This is a genomic window from Tsuneonella aeria (assembly GCF_009827495.1).
Lineage (GTDB): Bacteria > Pseudomonadota > Alphaproteobacteria > Sphingomonadales > Sphingomonadaceae > Tsuneonella > Tsuneonella aeria.
This window is the reverse complement of sequence record NZ_WTZA01000001.1, coordinates 191,060-208,132: the sequence shown is the minus strand read 5'-3', so window position 1 is coordinate 208,132 and position 17,073 is coordinate 191,060. Positions and strand designations below refer to the sequence as shown.

Here is a 17,073-nt window from a genome sequence, read left to right as displayed (position 1 = left end):
ATTAGTGGAACAATCGCGCGCGGCAAGCCGCAATTCGGCGGGTGGCAATGGAACGATCAAGCTGCCACACACGCAGCCATGCGTCAGAAGGAACTTCGCATCGCCCTGGTCTGCTACGGCGGCGTGAGCCTGGCGGTGTACATGCACGGGGTGACCAAGGAGGTCTGGCACCTCGCCCGCGCCAGCCGCGACTTTCACAGCACCGGCGCGCGAACTGGCGGCGTGCGCGACGTTTATCACGATGTTCTGGCGCATATTCACGCGCATCATGACCTGCGCCTGCGCGTGCTGCCCGATATCGTCACCGGGGCCAGCGCGGGCGGCATCAATGCGGTGTTCCTGGCCCAGGCAATCCATTCCGGGCACAGCCTGGAGCCGCTCACGGAACTGTGGCTGGCCAACGCCGACGTCGACCGGCTGCTCGATCCCCGCGCGCGCCCATGGTCCCGGGCGGCGAAGCTATGGGCCATGCCGCTGGTGTGGTGGCTGCTGCGCCGGCCAGGCAACGTCGTCAGCGAAAGCGTCGCGCCAGAAACCCGCGCCGAAGTCCGCAGCAAGGTGTCCCACCTCGTGCGCGGGCGCTGGTTCGAACCGCCGTTTTCCGGCGTGGGGTTTGCGCGGCTCCTGCTCGACGCGCTGCAAGCGGTGGGCCGGGGATCGGCGGAGGCGCCGCTGTTGCCGGCGGGCCATCCGCTCGACCTGATGGTGACCGCGACGGACTTTCGCGGTTACCTTTCGCTGCTGCGGCTCAACAGCCCGCCGACCGTGGAGGAGAGCGAGCACCGCCTGCCGATCACCTTCCGCAGCAAGGCCCCGCCCCATGGCGGCGAGAGCCTGGCCGAACCGCTGGAGCTGACGCTGGCCGCACGTGCCACCGCCAGCTTCCCGGGTGCATTCCCGCCCCTGCGCCTCGCCGAGATCGACCAGCTGGCGGCGGAAAGCGGCCGGCCATGGAGCGGCCGCACGACGTTCCTGGAACGGATCATGCCGGTGCACATGCGCCAGGGCGGGGCCGAGCATGTCTCGCTGATCGATGGATCGGTTCTCATCAACGCGCCGTTCGCGGCTGCCCGCGCCGCGCTGCCCGCGCGCCCGGCGCAGCGGGAGGTGGACCGGCGGTTCGTCTATATCGACCCCCGGCCTGACCGGTTCGGCAGCGCGGACCATGCGCGCAGCCAGCCCGTCGGCTTCTTCGAGGCGATTGTCGGCTCTCTGTCGAGCATTCCGCGCGAACAGCCCATTCGCGACAACCTCGACGCGCTGGAGCGCCAGTCCCACGACGCAGTGCGTCTGGCGCGCATCGTCGCGGCGTTGCGGCCGGAGGTCGAGGCGACGGTCGAGAAGCTGTTCGGCCTCACCCTGTTCCTCGACAAGCCGACCCCGCGCCGGCTGGCGAACTGGCGGCGCAAGGCGCAAGAAGCCGCGGCCAGCAGCGCCGGTTATGCCTTTCAACCCTACGCACAGGCGAAGGTCGCAGGCATCGTCGACACGCTCGCGCGGATCGTGGCCGATTCCGCGCCGGGGTTGATGGCGCAGGGGCCGGCCCCTGTTGCCCTGCGGCTCCGGCGGGAACTCGACGATCGCGGACTGTTCTCGCTGGCGGGAAGCAATGGTGGCCTGAGCGATGACGCCGTGGCGTTCCTGCGTGCCCACGACCTTGCCTTTCGCGTGCGCCGCCTTCGGCTGATCGCCCGGCGTCTTTCGCGCGAATGGGAGGCCGATCCCGATATCCCCGATCACGCGCTCGACGATGCGCGCGAGGCGATCTACGCGATCCTCGCGCTCTACTTCGACGAGGAAAGCGGTGCCCGGCTGGGTGATGACTTCGCCGTCATGGCCGGCCGCGTAATGGAAGACCCGGGCGCCGTGCTCGATGCGCTGGCCGAGCGGCGCCTGCTTCCCGAAGTCGATGTGGAGGCAGAACGGATGCTGGCCGAGGCGCTGGAGGCGATGCCGCGCGGGCTCCGCCGGCGGGTGCTGCTCGCCTACCTCGGCTTCCCGTTCTACGACGCGGCGACGCTGCCGCTGGTGCAGAACGAAGGGCTGACGGAGTTCGACGCGGTGAAAGTCGACCGGATCAGCCCGGAAGACGCGCGCTCCATCCGCGCGGGCGGGACCAGCGCGACGCTGCGGGGGACCGAATTCTACAACTTCGGCGCCTTCTTCAGCCGCGCCTATCGCGAGAACGACTATCTGTGGGGCCGGCTGCACGGCGCAGAACGGATGATCGACCTGGTAGCCTCCACCGTCGAAGGATTCGACGAAGGCGCCCTTGCCGCCTTCAAGCGCCGCGCCTTCCTCGCGATCCTCGAGGAAGAGGACGGGCGGCTGACGGCGGATGGTTCGCTGGTCGACGGCATCCGGCAGGAGATTCTGGGAAAGTGACGGCCGCGCCAGCCGACGAAACGTTCCCTAACCGCCGAATGCGCTCTTCAACTTGTTGAAGAATCCGCGGCTCTCCGGGCACTCGTCCCCGGTCTCCGTGTCGCGAAATTGCTGCAGCAGGTCGCGCTGCGCGCGGCTGAGCCTGGTCGGCGTTTCCACGACGATCTCGACCACAAGGTCCCCGCGCCCGCGACCCTGAAGCACGGGCATGCCGCCACCGCGCACGCGGAGCTGCTTGCCCGACTGGATGCCGGCCGGGATCGACACCGAATGACTCTCGCCGCCAAGATCGGGGATCTCGATCGTGTCGCCCAGCGCCGCCATCGTGAAGCTGATCGGGACGCGCGTGGCCAGCGTGGTGCCTTCGCGTTCGAACACCGGGTGCGGACGCACGTGGACGAATATGTACAGGTCGCCCGGGGGCGCGCCGCGCGGGCCCGCTTCCCCTTTGCCGGACAGGCGGATGCGGGTGCCGGTATCGACCCCCGGCGGGATTTCGACGTCCAGCACCTGCGGCCGGTCCACGCGGCCTTCGCCGCTGCATGACCGGCACGGCTCCTCGACGACTTCGCCCCGCCCGTGACAGCTCGGGCACGGCCGCTCGACCACGAAGAACCCCTGCTTGGCCCGCACCTTGCCGTGGCCGCCGCACAAGTTGCAGCGTCGCACGTCGGTTCCCGGCGTGGCGCCGGACCCGTGGCAGGTGTCGCACGATTGGCTGACTTCGATGGAGATCTCGCGGTGTTCCCCATGGAATGCCGCGTCGAGCGTGATCTCCATGTCGTAGCGCAAGTCCGCGCCGCGCCGTGCCGGACCGCGTCCGCCGCCGCCGAACGCGCTGCCGAAGATCGTTTCGAATATGTCGCCGATGTCGCCGAAGTCGGCGCCCGGTTGGCCACCGCCCATGCCCTGCTGGAACGCGGCATGGCCGAACCGGTCGTACGCGGCGCGCTTCTGCGGATCCTTCAGGCATTCGTAGGCCGCGGACACGGCCTTGAACTTGTCCTCGTTCTCCTTGCACCCGGCATTGCGGTCCGGATGGTATTGCATGGCAAGCCGGCGATAGGCGGACTTGATCGTCGCGCCATCGGCATCGCGGCTTACGCCGAGCACCTGGTAGAAATCGATTTCGGTGGTGGACATGACGATCCCGGCCGCATGCTCAGCCGCCACCGATGCGCGGGGCACCGGTGGCGGGCTGGCTGTTCATCAGGCTGATCAGCCCTTGTTGTCTTCGTCGACTTCGGAGAACTCGGCATCGACGACGTCGTCGTCAGCCTTTGCCTCGCCGGCCGGAGCCTCGTCCGCGGACGCTGCCGAAGCCTGTTCCTGGCTGTAGATCGCCTGGCCCATCTTCATCGCGACCTCTGTCAGCGCCTGCGACTTGGTGTTGATGGCATCGACATCGTCGCTTTCGAGCGCTGTCTTGGCCTCGGCAATCGCGGCCTCGACTTCACTCTTCAGCCCGGCGTCGATCTTGTCGCCATGCTCTTCGAGCTGCTTTTCGGTCGCGTGCACTAGGCTGTCGGCCTGGTTGCGCGCTTCGGCCGAGGCGCGGCGCTTCTTGTCTTCATCCGCGAACTTCTCGGCATCCTTGACCATCTGGTCGATGTCGCTGTCGCTGAGACCGCCGGAGGCCTGGATGCGGATCTGCTGTTCCTTGCCCGTGCCCTTGTCCTTGGCGCTGACGTTGACGATGCCGTTGGCGTCGATGTCGAACGTGACCTCGATCTGCGGCACCCCGCGCGGCGCGGGGGGAATCCCGACGAGGTCAAACTGGCCGAGCAGCTTGTTGTCGCCCGCCATTTCGCGTTCGCCCTGGAAGACCCGGATCGTCACCGCGTTCTGGTTGTCCTCCGCGGTCGAATAGGTCTGGCTCTTCTTCGTGGGGATCGTCGTGTTGCGGTCGATCATGCGGGTCATGATGCCGCCCAGCGTTTCGATGCCGAGCGAAAGCGGCGTCACGTCGAGCAGCAGCACGTCCTTGACGTCGCCTTGCAGCACGCCGGCCTGGATCGCGGCACCCATGGCCACGACTTCATCCGGGTTCACGCCGGTGTGCGGTTCCTTGCCGAAGAACTCCTTCACCACTTCGCGCACGCGGGGCATGCGGGTCATGCCGCCGACCAGCACAACGTCGTCGATATCGGAAGCCTTGAGGCCGGCATCGGCCAGGGCCTTCTTCATCGGTTCCTTGGTGCGTTCGATCAGGCCGCCTACCAGCTTTTCCAGCTCCGACCGGCTGATGGTTTCCACCAGGTGCAGCGGGGTGGTGCTGCCACCTTCCATGCGGGCGGTGATGAAGGGCAGGTTGATCTCGGTCGTCTGCGCGCTCGACAGCTCGATCTTCGCCTTCTCGGCCGCTTCCTTCAGCCGCTGGAGGGCGAGCTTGTCGGTCTTCAGGTCCATGTTTTCCTTGGACTTGAACTTGGCCGCCAGGTGCTCGACGATCGCGGCGTCGAAATCCTCGCCGCCCAGGAAGGTGTCGCCGTTGGTGCTCTTCACCTCGAACACGCCGTCGCCGATTTCCAGGATCGAGACGTCGAAGGTGCCGCCGCCAAGGTCATAGACGGCGATGGTCTTGCCGTCTTCCTTGTCGAGCCCGTAGGCGAGCGCCGCCGCGGTCGGTTCGTTGATGATGCGCAGCACTTCGAGGCCGGCGATCTGGCCGGCGTCCTTGGTCGCCTGGCGCTGCGCGTCGTTGAAGTATGCCGGCACTGTGATGACCGCCTGGGTCACGTTCTCGCCGAGATAGCTTTCCGCGGTTTCCTTCATCTTCTGCAGGATGAAGGCACTGATCTGGCTGGGCGAATAGTCTTCGCCGCCGGCGCGCACCCAGGCGTCGCCGTTCTTGCCCTTGACGATGTCATAGGGGACGAGTTCGGTGTCCTTCTTCGTCACCGGATCGTCGAAGCGGCGGCCGATGAGGCGCTTGACCGCGAAAATCGTGTTGTCGCCGTTCGTCACCGCCTGGCGCTTGGCCGGCTGCCCGATCAGCCGCTCGCCATCCTTGGTGAATGCGACGATCGAGGGCGTGGTGCGCGCGCCTTCGGAATTCTCTATGACCTTGGGCTTGCCCCCGTCCATGACGGCAACACAGGAATTGGTGGTGCCGAGGTCGATACCGATAACTTTGGCCATGTCTTCCCTATTCACTTGAGCCCGTTGCAGGCCGATTGTTGGACACCGCCTGCCGGCCTCCCGCATTCTGCGGCAAGGCACTTCGGCGGCTCGGTTTGCGAGTGGCGATATAGGTGTGCTTTGGCTTGGCACAAGATATCTGGCGCGCTACGCCCACAGCAGGACAACCAGGGGAAAAATCGCATGAACCGGTCGCTATTCGCATTCGCCCTCGCCGCTGCCGCCCTGCCGCTTTCGGGCTGCGGCGAAACGCCTGCCGAGGCGCCGGCCGCCCCGGAAAATACCATACCCGGCATGACGATCTCCAACGCGCGGATGGTGCTTGCCCCGGTCAGCGGCAATCCGGCGGCGATCTACTTCGATCTCGCCTATGACGGCGACCGGAGCCTGGCCCTCAACCGGGCAGAAGTGAAAGGCGCGAAGAGCGCGATGTTCCACGATTACGGGGAATACGACTTCAAGGTGCAGATGATGGAAATGCTGCCCGTTCCGCTGCAGAAAGGGACCAGGGTCACCTTCGAACCAGGCGGCAAGCACATGATGGCGATGGAGCCGGATGCGTCGCTGAAGCCGGGCGGAACCACCGAAGCGACGGTCATCGTATCGGGCGGCGCGCGTCATACCTTCCCCGTCGAAATCCGTGCCGCCGGGGACGAACGCTGACGGAACGGATCGATACGCTCGGAATCGAGACGCAGGAGGGACAGCTCGCGCCGGCCTGCCCGGTCGGCGGAGAGCGGCGGCTGACCGAAGGCGAAATCGCCCTTGCGCGCGGCGTCTTCGGAACCGCGATCGATTACGACCAGGTGACCATTCGCCGGCGCAAGTTCTTTCCCTTCCAGCCGCGCGCCGTCACGATGGCGCCGCGCGGCCACCTGCATTTCCATCCCCATGGACAGGGATATTGCGACGACTTCGCCCGAGCCGGCCCGATCGCGCAAGGATTGTTCATCCACGAGATGACGCACGTGTGGCAGACACAGGCGCGCGGCGAATGGTACCTGCTGCTCCACCGCCACCCGTTCTGCCGCTACGATTACAGCCTCAAGCCGGGCTGGAGCCTCGAACGATACGGGATCGAGCAACAGGCCCAGATCGTGAAACACGCTTTCTGGCTGCGGAACGGCGTGCAGGTCGCGGGCGTCGCGGATCCGCGCGCATACGATATGCTGGTGCGGTTTGCGGGGGCCTGAGCACGCGGGCAGGCCCAAGGAATAAGTGCCGCGACCCGCCGGACAGAATGCGTTCAAGAGGGTACGCGTCCCATTGGAGCCCCGGCAGTGTGCTTTAGATTACGGCCGGGATTTCGCGCTACCTAAGTTCAATGAGTGCAACCACTCCTGACGTCGTCCTTGAAATGCACGTGGCGCGAAGTCTTCTTATTGACGCCTACAATGCCGCCGATCTTGCGCTGCGGGGACGAATGCGCGCGATGAGGCTCACACAGAATCAATTGATGAGCCAGAATATTGAAGCGATTGCAAAGGTTCCTGCGAGTCCACAGTATTCGAAGATGGCGAAAAAGCGCGTGGACGAGCAACTTCAGACGCTACGGAAGTTCCAGCGAATCCGGTGCGATGTAATCCATAGTCAGATGGAAATCCTGGACGTAGAGAACAGTCCGAAGGCGATGTTCTCTAACGTCCAGAACCAGGCTCGGCTCGGACGGCAGGGATTATTACTTACGCTCGCGGACCTCAGACAATGCGAAGCTGATCTGAAAGCCGTGGCTAAAGAGTTCAGCCCAACGGTCTTCGATTAACAGCCCGCTTCGCCGCCGAAAAGCGCCATCAAGGCAACGGTCAAGGCTTCTTCGCCACCGCCACCATCGCCGGCCGCAGCAGGCGGTCCTTGATCATCCAGCCGCTCTGCATTTCCTGCACCACGGTGCCGGGCTCGTGGCTGTCCGAGGGAACCTCCAGCATCGCCTGATGCTGATTGGGATCGAGCGGCAGGCCGATCGAGGCGACGCGGGTGATGCCGTGCTGGCCGAAGACTTTCTCCAGCTCGCGCTGGGTCGCCGCGATTCCCGCGACGAGCCCCTTCAGGCGTTCATCGTCCTGCAAATCGGCAGGCACAGCCTCGATCGCGCGGGACAGGTTGTCGCTGACCGACAGCACGTCGCGGGCGAAGCCGGTCGCGGCATAGGCGCGCGCGTCGGCCGCGTCCTTTTCCATCCGGCGGCGCACGTTCTCCGTCTCGGCGCGGGCATAAAGCACTTCCTGCTTCGCCGCGTCGAGTTCCGACTTCATCATGGCCAAAGCCTCGGACAGGTTTTCGCCGGATGCGTCCGCCGCGTCGCCAGCCTCGTCGATCATGTCGGCCGGCACACCGTCGAGTTCCTTCGCCACAGCGTCGTCGGCTGCTCGCTTGTCTTCGTCGATCATTGGTTTTTTGTCGCTCATCCGATGCGTTTGCCCAGGGATCGGGCCGTGAAATCCACCATGGGGACCACCCGCGCATAATTCAACCGCGTCGGTCCGATCACGCCCAGCACGCCCACCACCCGGCCCTGCCGATCGCGATAGGGGGAGGCGATCACCGACGATCCGCTGAGCGCGAACAGGCGGTTCTCGCTGCCGATGAAGATGCGGGTCGCGTCCGCGTCGCGCGCCGAATCGAGCAGTTCGGCGACCGTCTGCTTGTTTTCGAGATCGTCGAGCAGCTGGCGCACACGCTCGATATCGCCCAGCGCGGTTTCGTCCAGCAGGTTCGCCGCCCCCCGGACGATCAGGACCGGGCGGCGCGCGGCGTCTTCGCTCCAGACGGCAAGCCCGCGTTCCACCAGGTCGCGGCTGACATCGTCGAGCTGGGTTTTGCCCGCAGCAAGCTCGGCCCGCATGGCCGCCGCGGCTTCACCCAGGGTCCGCCCGGCGAGCCGCGCGGTGACGTAATTGCTCGCCTGTTCCAGCGCGGATGGGCTGGTGTGATGAGCAAGATCGATGACACGGTTTTCTATACCGCCGTCTTCCCCCACCAGCACCGCGAGCGCGCGCGTTGCGGAGAGTGGGACCAGCGAAAGCTGCACCAGCCGCGGTTCCCGGCGCGGCACCATGACCATGCCGGCAGCGCCCGATATGTCTGACAGCAGCGCGCTCGTCGCCTCCAGCGCCGCTTCTATGGGGCCGGGCGCAGCAAGACGGTGTTCGATCGCCCGGCGTTCCTGCCGGGTCGGTTCGGCGACCTGCATCATGCCGTCCACGAACAGGCGCAGGCCACTGGTCGTCGGCATCCGGCCCGCGCTGGTGTGGGGTGCCGCCAGCAGGCCCAGCGCCTCCAGCTCCGCAAGGACGGACCGGATCGACGCTGGCGACAGGTTCAGCCCGGCGTCGCCCGACAGCGTCTTCGATCCCACCGGCTGTCCGCTTTCGAGATAACCTTCCACGACAAGCCGGAAGATATCGCGCGCGCGGCTGCTGAGCTCGGTGACGGGCGGTGTGGGCATACCCGGCCAATCTAGAGCCTGCTCTTGCCGCCACAAGGGCCAAGCGCGTAGGCGCGGCTTTCGATTCATAAAGGACACCTCATGCGACCATCCGGCCGCGCGCCCGACGAGATGCGCGCCATCGCTATCGAAACCGGTTTCACGAAACATGCCGAGGGCAGCTGCCTCGTCAGCTTCGGCGATACCCGCGTCCTCGTGACCGCCAGCGTGGAAGAACGCATTCCGCCATGGCTGCGCGGCAAGGGCGAAGGCTGGGTCACGGCCGAGTATTCGATGCTGCCGCGCGCCACGCACACGCGCGGCCAGCGCGAGGCGGCCAAGGGCAAGCAGAGCGGGCGGACGCAGGAAATCCAGCGGCTGATCGGCCGTTCGCTGCGCGCTGTGGTGGACCTCAAAAAGCTCGGCGAACGGCAGATCGTGCTCGATTGCGACGTGATTCAGGCCGACGGGGGCACCCGGACGGCGGCGATCAGCGGCGCTTGGGTCGCCTTGCGCCTGGCGGTCGACAAGCTGCTGGCATCGGGCGCGATCACCGCCGATCCGATCGAGGCGAAAGTGGCCGCGATCAGCTGCGGCATCTGCAACGGCACGCCCGTGCTCGACCTCGACTACATCGAGGATTCCGCCGCCGACGCCGACGCGAACTTCGTGCTGATCGAAGGCGGCCGGATCGCCGAAGTGCAGGCCACCGCAGAAGGCGCGACATACGACGAGGAAGGCCTGCTGCGCCTTCTGCGCCTCGCCCAGATCGGGTGCGCACAGGTGTTCCGCGCGCAGGAAAGCGCCACGCGGTGAACGGGGGGGCCGCGCGCCGGATCGGTTCGAGCACCCTGGTGATCGCCACGCACAACGCCGGGAAGCTGAAGGAGCTTGGCGCACTGCTCGATCCCTATGGCGTCAAATGCATCAGCGCAGGCTCGCTCGGCCTGCCGGAACCAAAGGAAACCGGCACGACATTCGTGCAGAACGCCATGCTTAAGGCGCGCGCGGCGGCCGAGGGATCGGGCATGGCCGCGCTGGCGGATGACAGCGGCCTTTCGGTGGCGGCGCTGGACGGCCGGCCGGGTGTCTATACCGCGGACTGGGCCGAACGGCAGTGGTTCGAAGGGGCTCCGGGCCGCGACTGGTTCATGGCCATGGGCAAAGTCGAAGGCATGCTGCAACAGCTCGGCCCGGGCACCCCGCGCGATGCGTGGTTCACCTGCGTGCTCGCGATCGCCTGGCCCGACGGGGAAAGCTGCGTGTACGAAGGGCGGGCGGAGGGCACCCTCACCTGGCCCCCGCGCGGCACTCTGGGTTTCGGATACGATCCGGTGTTCGTACCGGCCGGACGCTCCGAAACCTTTGCCGAGCTCGATCCCGACGAAAAGCACCGCATCAGCCACCGCGCCGATGCATTCGCCCGGTTGGTCGCGGACCAGTTCGGGCGCTAGCCGACCGTCTGGCCGATCATGTTTCCGGCCGGGTAGTACCGGCAGACGAGAAAATCGTGCTGCCCGCCCCGCGCGACCGCGCAGCCGATTTCCTGCGTGCTGGGCCAGATCACTTGCGTGTAGTGGCCGACGTCGGCCCAGTTGCCGGTGCGCGAGACCTGGGGGAAGGCGCCGGGGCGGAAGTGCGCCCGTTCCGCCAGGAACCCGCCGATCATGTCTTCGGCGCTGTAGTAACCGGCGGACCCCATCCAGAGGTTTTCCCCCATGGTGCGCCGCTGGTCTGCACGCGCATGTTCCAGCCGTCCCTTGCGGGCGAGCGACTGCGCCCAGGCATCGGCATCCCGTGCAAGTTCGCGCGACCAGCGCAGGCGCGGCACCTGCGCGCGATCCCGTTCGACATTGTGCGCATTGAGCAGCCGTCCGGCGAAGGACGCCGCGCTGTCGACCGAGCCCGACGCGCCCACGGGCACGCCCGACACGGCGATTGCCGCGCCCGCCACGGCAGAAAAGACGAAACCCCGCATTCCCATCCGATCTACGCTATAGCGAAATCGGTTAAGCGATTCTGAAAAAAGGCACCATGGCGCGCGCGCTCTATATCCACTGGCCCTTCTGCGCGCGCAAATGCCCCTATTGCGACTTCAACAGCCATGTGCGCGAAGGCGTGGACCACACACTATGGCGCGGGGCGCTGATCGCCGACATGCGCCACGAGGCCGCGCGCGCCGGGGGCGAGGCGCTGGACAGCGTGTTCTTCGGCGGCGGCACGCCCAGCCTGATGCCGCCGGCGCTGGTCGCCGACCTGCTGGCGGAGGCCGAACGCCTGTGGGGCTTTGCGCCCGGGATCGAGATCACGCTCGAAGCCAACCCCTCTTCGGTGGAAGCGGACAAGTTCGCCGGCATTGCCGCCGCGGGCGTCAACCGGGTGTCGCTGGGCCTCCAGTCGCTCGACGACGCGGCGCTCCGTTTCCTCGGCCGGCTCCACGGCGCGGAGGAAGGCGTGGCCGCGCTCCGGATCGCGCAGCGCGTGTTTGCCCGGGTCAATGCCGATTTCATCTACGCCCGGCCCGAACAGGGTGCCGCGGCCTGGCGGAACGAGCTGGCGCGCGCGATCGACCTCGGCACCGATCACCTGTCGCTTTACCAGCTGACGATAGAGCCCGGCACGCGGTTCGCGACCGACGTGCGCCAGGGCGCCTTTGCGCCGCTTCACGACGACCCGGCCGCCGATCTGTTCGCGATGACGCGGGAAATGACGGCGGCGGCCGGCCTTCCTGCCTACGAGGTGTCGAACCACGCGCGGCCCGGCCATGAGAGCCGGCACAACCTGGCCTATTGGCGTTACCAGGATTACGTCGGCATCGGACCGGGCGCTCACGGGCGGCGCGGCGAGATGGCGACCGTCCGCCACAAGAAGCCTGAAAACTGGCTCGCAGCCATCGCGGACGCCGGGCACGGCATCGCGGAAGAACGGGCGCTGGGCACGCGTGAACAGGCGGCGGAAGCGTTGCTGATGGGCCTTCGCCTGGCGGAGGGCGTCGATCTGGCCGCAATGGCGCGCCGCTTCGTCCTGCCGCTCAACGAGATGGTCGATTTCGACCGGCTGGCCTTCCACGTCTCGCTCGGGCTCGTTCGCCAGGAAGGCTGGCGGGTCAGCGTGACGGAAGCCGGCATGCCGTTGCTCGACGCGCTGCTGGGCGAACTGGTCGCGCCGGGGCTGGTCACCGCATGAACGCTGCGGACATGCTGGAGGCGTGGGGCGCCCACCTCGCGCTCGGGCGGCGGCGCAGTCCGCACACCGTGCGCGCTTATGTGGCGGCGGCCGCGCGGCTTCTGCGCGAAACCGGGATCGGTGACTGGCATGGCGTGGCCGCGCTCGAAGCGCCTGCCCTGCGACGGCAGCTTGCGGCACGGCGGGCGGATGGCATCGGCAACGCTTCCGCCGCGCGGGAGCTTTCCGCGCTAAAGGGGTTCATTGCCTTTGCGCGCAGCCAGTCCGGCGGGGATGCCGTATCTCCTCGACTGCGGGGGCCGCGGATGAAGAAGGGCCTGCCCCGCCCTGTGACCCCGGACGACGCGGTGAACGTGGCCGAACTGGTGGCAGCCGGCGCGGCGGAGGACTGGATCGGATCGCGTGACCGCGCCGTCCTGTTCCTGATGTACGGCGCGGGCCTGCGCATTGCCGAGGCGCTGTCGCTGACCGCGGGGGACGCGCCGCTCGGGCAAACGCTGGTGGTGACCGGCAAGGGCGGCAAGCAGCGCGTGGTGCCGATCATTCCCGCGGTGCGCGACGCGGTGGAACTGTACGTGGCCCGCTGTCCTTATCCGCTGGCAGACCAAGAACCCCTGTTCCGGGGCGCAAAGGGCGGGCCGCTTGGCCAAGGCATGGTGCAGAAAGCCATGGCCCGCGCCCGCGCCGCGCTGGGGCTACCCACCACGGCCACGCCGCACGCGCTCCGCCACAGCTTCGCCACGCATCTGCTGGGGGCGGGGGCCGACTTGCGCAGCCTGCAGGAACTGCTTGGCCACGCCAGTCTCGGCTCCACGCAGATCTACACCCGGGTGGATGCGGCCACGATGCTGGAAACCTATCGCACGGCCCATCCGCGCGGGCGTTAGTCGCCGGTGCGCGGCTTCCATGTGACGACGCGCCAAATGTAGCCGGCGATCGCGAGGCCGATAAGCGCGAGGATGCCCCAGCCCATCACCGCTTCATACTCGCCGAGGAAACGGGCCAGCACCGTCCCGCCCAGGATCAGCAGGGCATTCCAGATCGCCGACCCGGCCGCCGTGAACACCAGGAACCGCCCGACCGGCATGTGGGCAAGCCCGGCGGGGAGCGAGATCATCGTCCGCATGAACGGGCTGAAGCGGAGGAAGAAGACCACCCACTGCCCGTGCCGGCGGAAGAACCGGCTGGCCGATTCCATGTGTTGCCAGTCGATTGTCAGCCAGCGTCCCCAGCGTTCGATGAATGGACGCGTGCGTTCGTATCCCCAGCGGTTGCCGATCCAGAACCAGGCGTAATTGCCGGCAACCGTGCCCAGCGTGCCGACGGTCAGCAAAGGCCAGAACGCCATGTCGCCGCGCGTCACCAGCACGCCGCCCACGCCCATGATGACTTCGCTGGGGACAGGCGGGAAAACGTTCTCCAGCACCATCAGCAGGAAAATGCCGACATATCCCCCGCGGGCGATCGCCTCGATGATGAACCCGTGCATGGAATCCCCAACGGCGCGGCCGGCGATTGGTTCAGCGCGCCAGGCGGCTTTCGATCGCGTCCCAGATGCGACCCGCCGTATCGGTGCCGTTGAAGCGGTCGATGGCCACGATGCCGGTGGGGCTGGTGACGTTGATTTCGGTCAGCCACTGCCCGCCGATCACGTCGATGCCCACGAAGATCAGGCCCAGCGCCTTCAGCCGGGGGCCCATCGCCGCGCAGATTTCCTGTTCCCGGTCGGTGAGGTCGGTCGCCTCGGCGCTACCGCCGACCGCCAGGTTAGAACGAAACTCCCCCTCGCCCGGCTTGCGGTTGATCGCGCCGGCCACTTCGCCATCGACCAGGACGATGCGCTTGTCGCCGTTCGCCACGTCAGGCAGGAACGGCTGTACCATGTGCGGTTCGGGCCAGGTCTGGTTGAACACCTCGAACAAGGCGCCAAGATTGTCGCCATCGGCCGGCACGCGAAAGATCGCCTTGCCGCCATTGCCGTGGATCGGCTTCACCACCACCGCCCCGTGTTCGCGCTGGAACGCGCGGACTTCGTCTGCCGAGCGGGTGACCAGGGTCGGCGGCATGAAGCGTCGGTAATCCAGCACCATCACCTTTTCCGGCGCGTTGCGCACGCTGACCGGGTTGTTGACCACCAGCGTCTCGCTCTCGATCCGCTCCAGCAGGTGCGTCGCCGTGATGTAGCCCATGTGAAACGGCGGGTCCTGCCGCATCAGCACCACGTCGATATCGCGGCCAAGGTCCATCCGCACGGGATCGCCCGCGGTGAAGTGGCTGCCCTGGACGGGCTGCACGCGCACGGGCCGGGCCTGCGCAGTCAGCCGGTCGGCGGCATCCAGGGTCAGGTCGCCCGCGTCGTAGTGGAACAGGGTGTGCCCGCGCGCCTGCGCGCTCATCATCAGGGCGAAGCTGGAATCGCCGGCGATGTTGATCGATTCCAGCGGGTCCATCTGGACTGCGACGCGCAAGGTCATTCGGTATCCTTCAGGGCTGCCAGGCGTTGACGATGTGATGCGGCATCCGGCCCGGCGCAAGCAGGATCACGTCGATCCGCAGATACTCGCCCTCTTTCGCGTATTCGTGCGCGACCGCCTCGGCGGCAGCAGCCACGCGGCGCAGGCGGTAAAGGTCCACCGCGATGCCCAGATCGTCGGCCCGCGCGCGCCACTTCACTTCCACGAAGGCGACCAGCCTGCCGCGCCGGGCGACAAGGTCGATCTCGCCGACGGGCGTCTTGCGCCGCCGGTCTAGGATCGACCAGCCCTTGGCGCGCAGGAACAGCTCCGCCGCAAGCTCGCCCTTGCGGCCGTGCCGTTCGGCCCGCTGGCGCCGCACACCGCCCGTCACCGGTCGCGCAGTTCGAGCGCGCGGGCGTAGAGCGCCTTGCGGTCGAGCCCCGTCGCCTTCGCCACGAGCCCGGCGGCCTGCGAAGGCTTCATCGTCTCGAGCGCCGCCGCCAGCTGCGCCTCCGCATCACCCGCATCGGGGGCTGCCTCGGCAGGCGGGGCGATGAGCAGCACGATCTCCCCCCTCGGCGGGTGCGCCGCATAATGCGCCAGCAGTGCATCCGGGGCGCCCGTGCGGCATTCCTCGTGAAGCTTGGTCAGCTCGCGCGCCACCGCCACCTCGCGGCCCGGCAGGACCGCGGAAATCGCCGCCAGGGACTTCGCCAGCCGCGGTGCGGTTTCGTAGAAGATCAGCGTGGCCGGTATATCCCCCAGCGCGGCCAGCATGTCGGCGCGGGCCTTCTCCTTTGCCGGCAGGAAACCGGCGAACAGGAAACGGTCGTTCGGCAGGCCCGACAGCGTCAGGCCCGCGACGGCCGCACAGGGGCCCGGCAGGGTCACGACCGGCACCCCCGCCGCGCGCGCCTCGCGCACCAGGCGGAAGCCGGGATCGGACACCAGCGGCGTGCCGGCATCGCTGACCAACGCCACCGCCTGCGTCCGCATCGCGCCGATCAGCCGCGCACGGTCCTGCGCGCTCGCATGGTCGTCATAGCGCCAGAGCGGTTTGGACGCGCCAAGGTGCTTCATCAGCTTGCCCGTCACCCGCGTATCCTCGCACGCCACCGCGTCGCAGGCGCGCAGGGTATCGGCGGCGCGCAGCGTGATGTCACCGAGATTGCCAATCGGCGTCGCGACGATGTAGAGGCCGGGTGCCAGGGATTTTGGCGCGGTCGCAGATGTTTGGTGGGACACAGGCGGCCTCATGAACCAGGTACGCGGGGAGCGGCAAGCATGAACATGGGTGGTCTGAACCGGCGCACGCTGATGGTGGCGGGCCTGGGCCTGTTGCTGGCCGGATGCAAGGTGATCCCCGGCGGCGGCGCGCCCGTGCCGGGCCCGGACCCCCTGCCCACCCCCACCCCCGCCCCGGTGGCGACGCCCGGCCTGCCGGTCGACGAGACACGGCACAGGGTCGCGCTGCTGGTCCCCATGTCGGGCGATAACGGCGCGGTGGGGCGGTCCATCGCGAACGCGACGACGATGGCGCTGCTCGATACCAATGCCGACACGATCCGCATCACCACTTACGATACCGCCACCGGCGCGCGCGGCGCGGCGCAGCGGGCGATCGCCGACGGCAACGCCCTGATCCTCGGCCCCCTGCTTTCGGCCGACGTGAGCCAGGCACTCGCCGCTGCGCGCCCGGCCGACGTGCCAATGATCACCTTCTCCAACGACAGCCAGGTCGCCGCGCCCGACGTCTTCGTCATGGGCCAGGCGCCGGAACAGTCGGTGGAGCGCACGATCGCCTACGCCCGGCGCGCGGGCTCGGCCCGGTTCGCGGCCATCGTGCCCGAAGGCGAATACGGCGACCGTGCCGCCGCCGCTTTCCGCACGGCCGTGGCCGGGAACGGCGGCACGGTCAGCGGGATCGAAAGCTATTCGCGCGGGAACACCTCGATCGTCAGCGCGGCCACCCGCCTGTCGCAGAAAGGGGGGTACGACGCGGTGCTGATCGCCGACGGATCGCGGCTGGCGACACAGGCGGCCGGCATCCTGCGCCCGCGGACCACGGGATCGGTCAGGCTGCTGGGCACCGAACTGTGGAGCGGCGAGAGCGACGTGCCGCGCACGCCCGCGCTGCGCGGGGCATGGTTCTCCGCGATGTCCGACGGCCGTTTCCGGCGCTTTTCCGAAAGCTACCGGACCCGCTTCGGCAGCCAGCCCTATCGCGTATCGACGCTGGGGTACGACGCGGTGCTGCTGGCCCTGCGAATCGCGGGCGACGGCTGGCAGCCGGGCCAGCCCTTCCCCGTCGCCCGGCTGCGCGACGAGGACGGGTTCCTGGGCCTCGACGGCGTGTTCCGTTTCGGCAGGAGCGGCGTCGTCGAACGGGCGATGGAGGTGCGCGAGGTGCGCGACGGGCAGGTCGTCATCGTCTCGCCCGCGCCGGCTTCGTTCGCCGACTGACGATAACTTTCGCCAGCC

The 17,073-nt window shown here is 67.7% G+C and carries 18 protein-coding genes; 9 read left to right on the top strand and 9 right to left on the bottom strand.

The genetic code is table 11. The features are described 5' to 3' along the window. The first annotated feature begins 78 nt into the window (after positions 1-78). The gene (locus tag GRI40_RS01000; RefSeq protein ID WP_160609620.1) at positions 79-2,385 is read left to right on the top strand and encodes a patatin-like protein; all 2,307 of its coding nucleotides are present in this window, start codon (positions 79-81) and stop codon (positions 2,383-2,385) included. A gap of 27 nt (positions 2,386-2,412) precedes the next feature. On the opposite strand, the gene dnaJ is transcribed toward GRI40_RS01000, so the two are convergent. Together dnaJ and dnaK are read right to left on the bottom strand one after the other, a co-directional pair. After that, entirely contained in the window at positions 2,413-3,528 is a 1,116-nt protein-coding gene (dnaJ, locus tag GRI40_RS00995) for a molecular chaperone DnaJ (protein WP_160609619.1), read from the bottom strand. 75 nt (positions 3,529-3,603) lie between these two features. Then, complete coding sequence (gene dnaK / locus GRI40_RS00990; RefSeq protein ID WP_160609618.1) at positions 3,604-5,526, bottom strand: molecular chaperone DnaK; 1,923 nt, start codon at positions 5,524-5,526, stop codon at positions 3,604-3,606. 183 nt (positions 5,527-5,709) lie between these two features. On the opposite strand from dnaK, the gene GRI40_RS00985 reads away from it, so the two are divergent. The 3 genes from GRI40_RS00985 (at position 5,710) to GRI40_RS00975 (ending at position 7,288) form a co-directional block, all read left to right on the top strand. Further along, complete coding sequence (locus GRI40_RS00985) at positions 5,710-6,189, top strand: copper chaperone PCu(A)C (RefSeq protein ID WP_160609617.1); 480 nt, start codon at positions 5,710-5,712, stop codon at positions 6,187-6,189. A gap of 23 nt (positions 6,190-6,212) precedes the next feature. Continuing rightward, on the top strand, positions 6,213-6,719 hold the full coding sequence (locus GRI40_RS00980) for a vgr related protein (RefSeq protein ID WP_160611296.1): 507 nt from the start codon (positions 6,213-6,215) through the stop codon (positions 6,717-6,719). 131 nt (positions 6,720-6,850) lie between these two features. After that, a complete protein-coding gene (locus GRI40_RS00975; protein ID WP_160609616.1) occupies positions 6,851-7,288 on the top strand; it encodes a hypothetical protein in 438 nt (145 codons plus the stop codon). 40 nt (positions 7,289-7,328) lie between these two features. Here GRI40_RS00975 and GRI40_RS00970 read toward each other — a convergent pair whose 3' ends face one another. Together GRI40_RS00970 and hrcA are read right to left on the bottom strand one after the other, a co-directional pair. Beyond that, positions 7,329-7,931 carry a nucleotide exchange factor GrpE gene (locus GRI40_RS00970; protein ID WP_160609615.1) on the bottom strand — a complete coding sequence of 201 codons (603 nt, stop codon included), beginning with the start codon at positions 7,929-7,931 and terminating at the stop codon, positions 7,329-7,331. Further along, complete coding sequence (gene hrcA, locus GRI40_RS00965; protein WP_160609614.1) at positions 7,928-8,971, bottom strand: heat-inducible transcriptional repressor HrcA; 1,044 nt, start codon at positions 8,969-8,971, stop codon at positions 7,928-7,930. The genes GRI40_RS00970 and hrcA overlap by 4 nt, the downstream gene beginning before the upstream one ends. A gap of 81 nt (positions 8,972-9,052) precedes the next feature. Here hrcA and rph point away from each other — a divergent pair, with 81 nt between their 5' ends. Beyond that, positions 9,053-9,766: a ribonuclease PH gene (gene rph, locus GRI40_RS00960; RefSeq protein WP_160609613.1), complete on the top strand. Its 714-nt coding sequence runs from the start codon at positions 9,053-9,055 to the stop codon at positions 9,764-9,766. Beyond that, a complete protein-coding gene (rdgB, locus tag GRI40_RS00955) occupies positions 9,763-10,404 on the top strand; it encodes an RdgB/HAM1 family non-canonical purine NTP pyrophosphatase (protein ID WP_160609612.1) in 642 nt (213 codons plus the stop codon). Before rph ends, rdgB begins: the two co-directional genes overlap by 4 nt. Here the strand turns inward: rdgB and GRI40_RS00950 are convergent. Further along, complete coding sequence (locus tag GRI40_RS00950; protein WP_160609611.1) at positions 10,401-10,928, bottom strand: CAP domain-containing protein; 528 nt, start codon at positions 10,926-10,928, stop codon at positions 10,401-10,403. The two genes, rdgB and GRI40_RS00950, sit on opposite strands and share 4 nt — an antisense overlap. Before the next feature lie 56 nt (positions 10,929-10,984). Between GRI40_RS00950 and hemW the strand changes: the two genes are divergently transcribed. Together hemW and GRI40_RS00940 are read left to right on the top strand one after the other, a co-directional pair. Further along, complete coding sequence (hemW, locus tag GRI40_RS00945) at positions 10,985-12,136, top strand: radical SAM family heme chaperone HemW (RefSeq protein ID WP_160609610.1); 1,152 nt, start codon at positions 10,985-10,987, stop codon at positions 12,134-12,136. Next, complete coding sequence (locus GRI40_RS00940; RefSeq protein WP_160609609.1) at positions 12,133-13,023, top strand: tyrosine recombinase XerC; 891 nt, start codon at positions 12,133-12,135, stop codon at positions 13,021-13,023. Before hemW ends, GRI40_RS00940 begins: the two co-directional genes overlap by 4 nt. Here the strand turns inward: GRI40_RS00940 and GRI40_RS00935 are convergent. From GRI40_RS00935 to rsmI, 4 genes are read right to left on the bottom strand one after another with little or no spacing between them, the layout of a single operon-like run. After that, the gene (locus tag GRI40_RS00935) at positions 13,020-13,625 is read right to left on the bottom strand and encodes a DedA family protein (protein WP_160609608.1); all 606 of its coding nucleotides are present in this window, start codon (positions 13,623-13,625) and stop codon (positions 13,020-13,022) included. The genes GRI40_RS00940 and GRI40_RS00935 overlap by 4 nt on opposite strands. A gap of 31 nt (positions 13,626-13,656) precedes the next feature. After that, on the bottom strand, positions 13,657-14,610 hold the full coding sequence (gene gshB / locus GRI40_RS00930) for a glutathione synthase (protein ID WP_160609607.1): 954 nt from the start codon (positions 14,608-14,610) through the stop codon (positions 13,657-13,659). A 10-nt stretch (positions 14,611-14,620) separates the two neighbouring features. Continuing rightward, positions 14,621-14,971: a YraN family protein gene (locus tag GRI40_RS00925; protein WP_160611295.1), complete on the bottom strand. Its 351-nt coding sequence runs from the start codon at positions 14,969-14,971 to the stop codon at positions 14,621-14,623. A gap of 8 nt (positions 14,972-14,979) precedes the next feature. After that, a complete protein-coding gene (gene rsmI / locus GRI40_RS00920; RefSeq protein ID WP_337190461.1) occupies positions 14,980-15,837 on the bottom strand; it encodes a 16S rRNA (cytidine(1402)-2'-O)-methyltransferase in 858 nt (285 codons plus the stop codon). 39 nt (positions 15,838-15,876) lie between these two features. Here rsmI and GRI40_RS00915 point away from each other — a divergent pair, with 39 nt between their 5' ends. After that, positions 15,877-17,055, top strand: a complete 1,179-nt coding sequence (locus GRI40_RS00915) for a penicillin-binding protein activator (protein WP_202390108.1) — start codon at positions 15,877-15,879, stop codon at positions 17,053-17,055. Positions 17,056-17,073 lie beyond the last annotated feature (18 nt).

What these genes read in the sequence shown, in the direction of transcription:
- GRI40_RS01000 (WP_160609620.1), top strand. Translation starts at nt 79, where the DNA reads ATGCGTCAGAAGGAACTTCGCATCGCCCTGGTCTGCTACGGCGGCGTG.
- GRI40_RS00970 (WP_160609615.1), bottom strand. Translation starts at nt 7,931, where the DNA reads ATGAGCGACAAAAAACCAATGATCGACGAAGACAAGCGAGCAGCCGAC.
- GRI40_RS00985 (WP_160609617.1), top strand. Translation starts at nt 5,710, where the DNA reads ATGAACCGGTCGCTATTCGCATTCGCCCTCGCCGCTGCCGCCCTGCCG.
- GRI40_RS00950 (WP_160609611.1), bottom strand. Translation starts at nt 10,928, where the DNA reads ATGCGGGGTTTCGTCTTTTCTGCCGTGGCGGGCGCGGCAATCGCCGTG.
- GRI40_RS00915 (WP_202390108.1), top strand. Translation starts at nt 15,877, where the DNA reads ATGAACATGGGTGGTCTGAACCGGCGCACGCTGATGGTGGCGGGCCTG.
- dnaJ (WP_160609619.1), bottom strand. Translation starts at nt 3,528, where the DNA reads ATGTCCACCACCGAAATCGATTTCTACCAGGTGCTCGGCGTAAGCCGC.
- hemW (WP_160609610.1), top strand. Translation starts at nt 10,985, where the DNA reads ATGGCGCGCGCGCTCTATATCCACTGGCCCTTCTGCGCGCGCAAATGC.
- hrcA (WP_160609614.1), bottom strand. Translation starts at nt 8,971, where the DNA reads ATGCCCACACCGCCCGTCACCGAGCTCAGCAGCCGCGCGCGCGATATC.
- rph (WP_160609613.1), top strand. Translation starts at nt 9,053, where the DNA reads ATGCGACCATCCGGCCGCGCGCCCGACGAGATGCGCGCCATCGCTATC.
- gshB (WP_160609607.1), bottom strand. Translation starts at nt 14,610, where the DNA reads ATGACCTTGCGCGTCGCAGTCCAGATGGACCCGCTGGAATCGATCAAC.
- GRI40_RS00940 (WP_160609609.1), top strand. Translation starts at nt 12,133, where the DNA reads ATGAACGCTGCGGACATGCTGGAGGCGTGGGGCGCCCACCTCGCGCTC.
- GRI40_RS00935 (WP_160609608.1), bottom strand. Translation starts at nt 13,625, where the DNA reads ATGCACGGGTTCATCATCGAGGCGATCGCCCGCGGGGGATATGTCGGC.
- dnaK (WP_160609618.1), bottom strand. Translation starts at nt 5,526, where the DNA reads ATGGCCAAAGTTATCGGTATCGACCTCGGCACCACCAATTCCTGTGTT.
- GRI40_RS00975 (WP_160609616.1), top strand. Translation starts at nt 6,851, where the DNA reads ATGAGTGCAACCACTCCTGACGTCGTCCTTGAAATGCACGTGGCGCGA.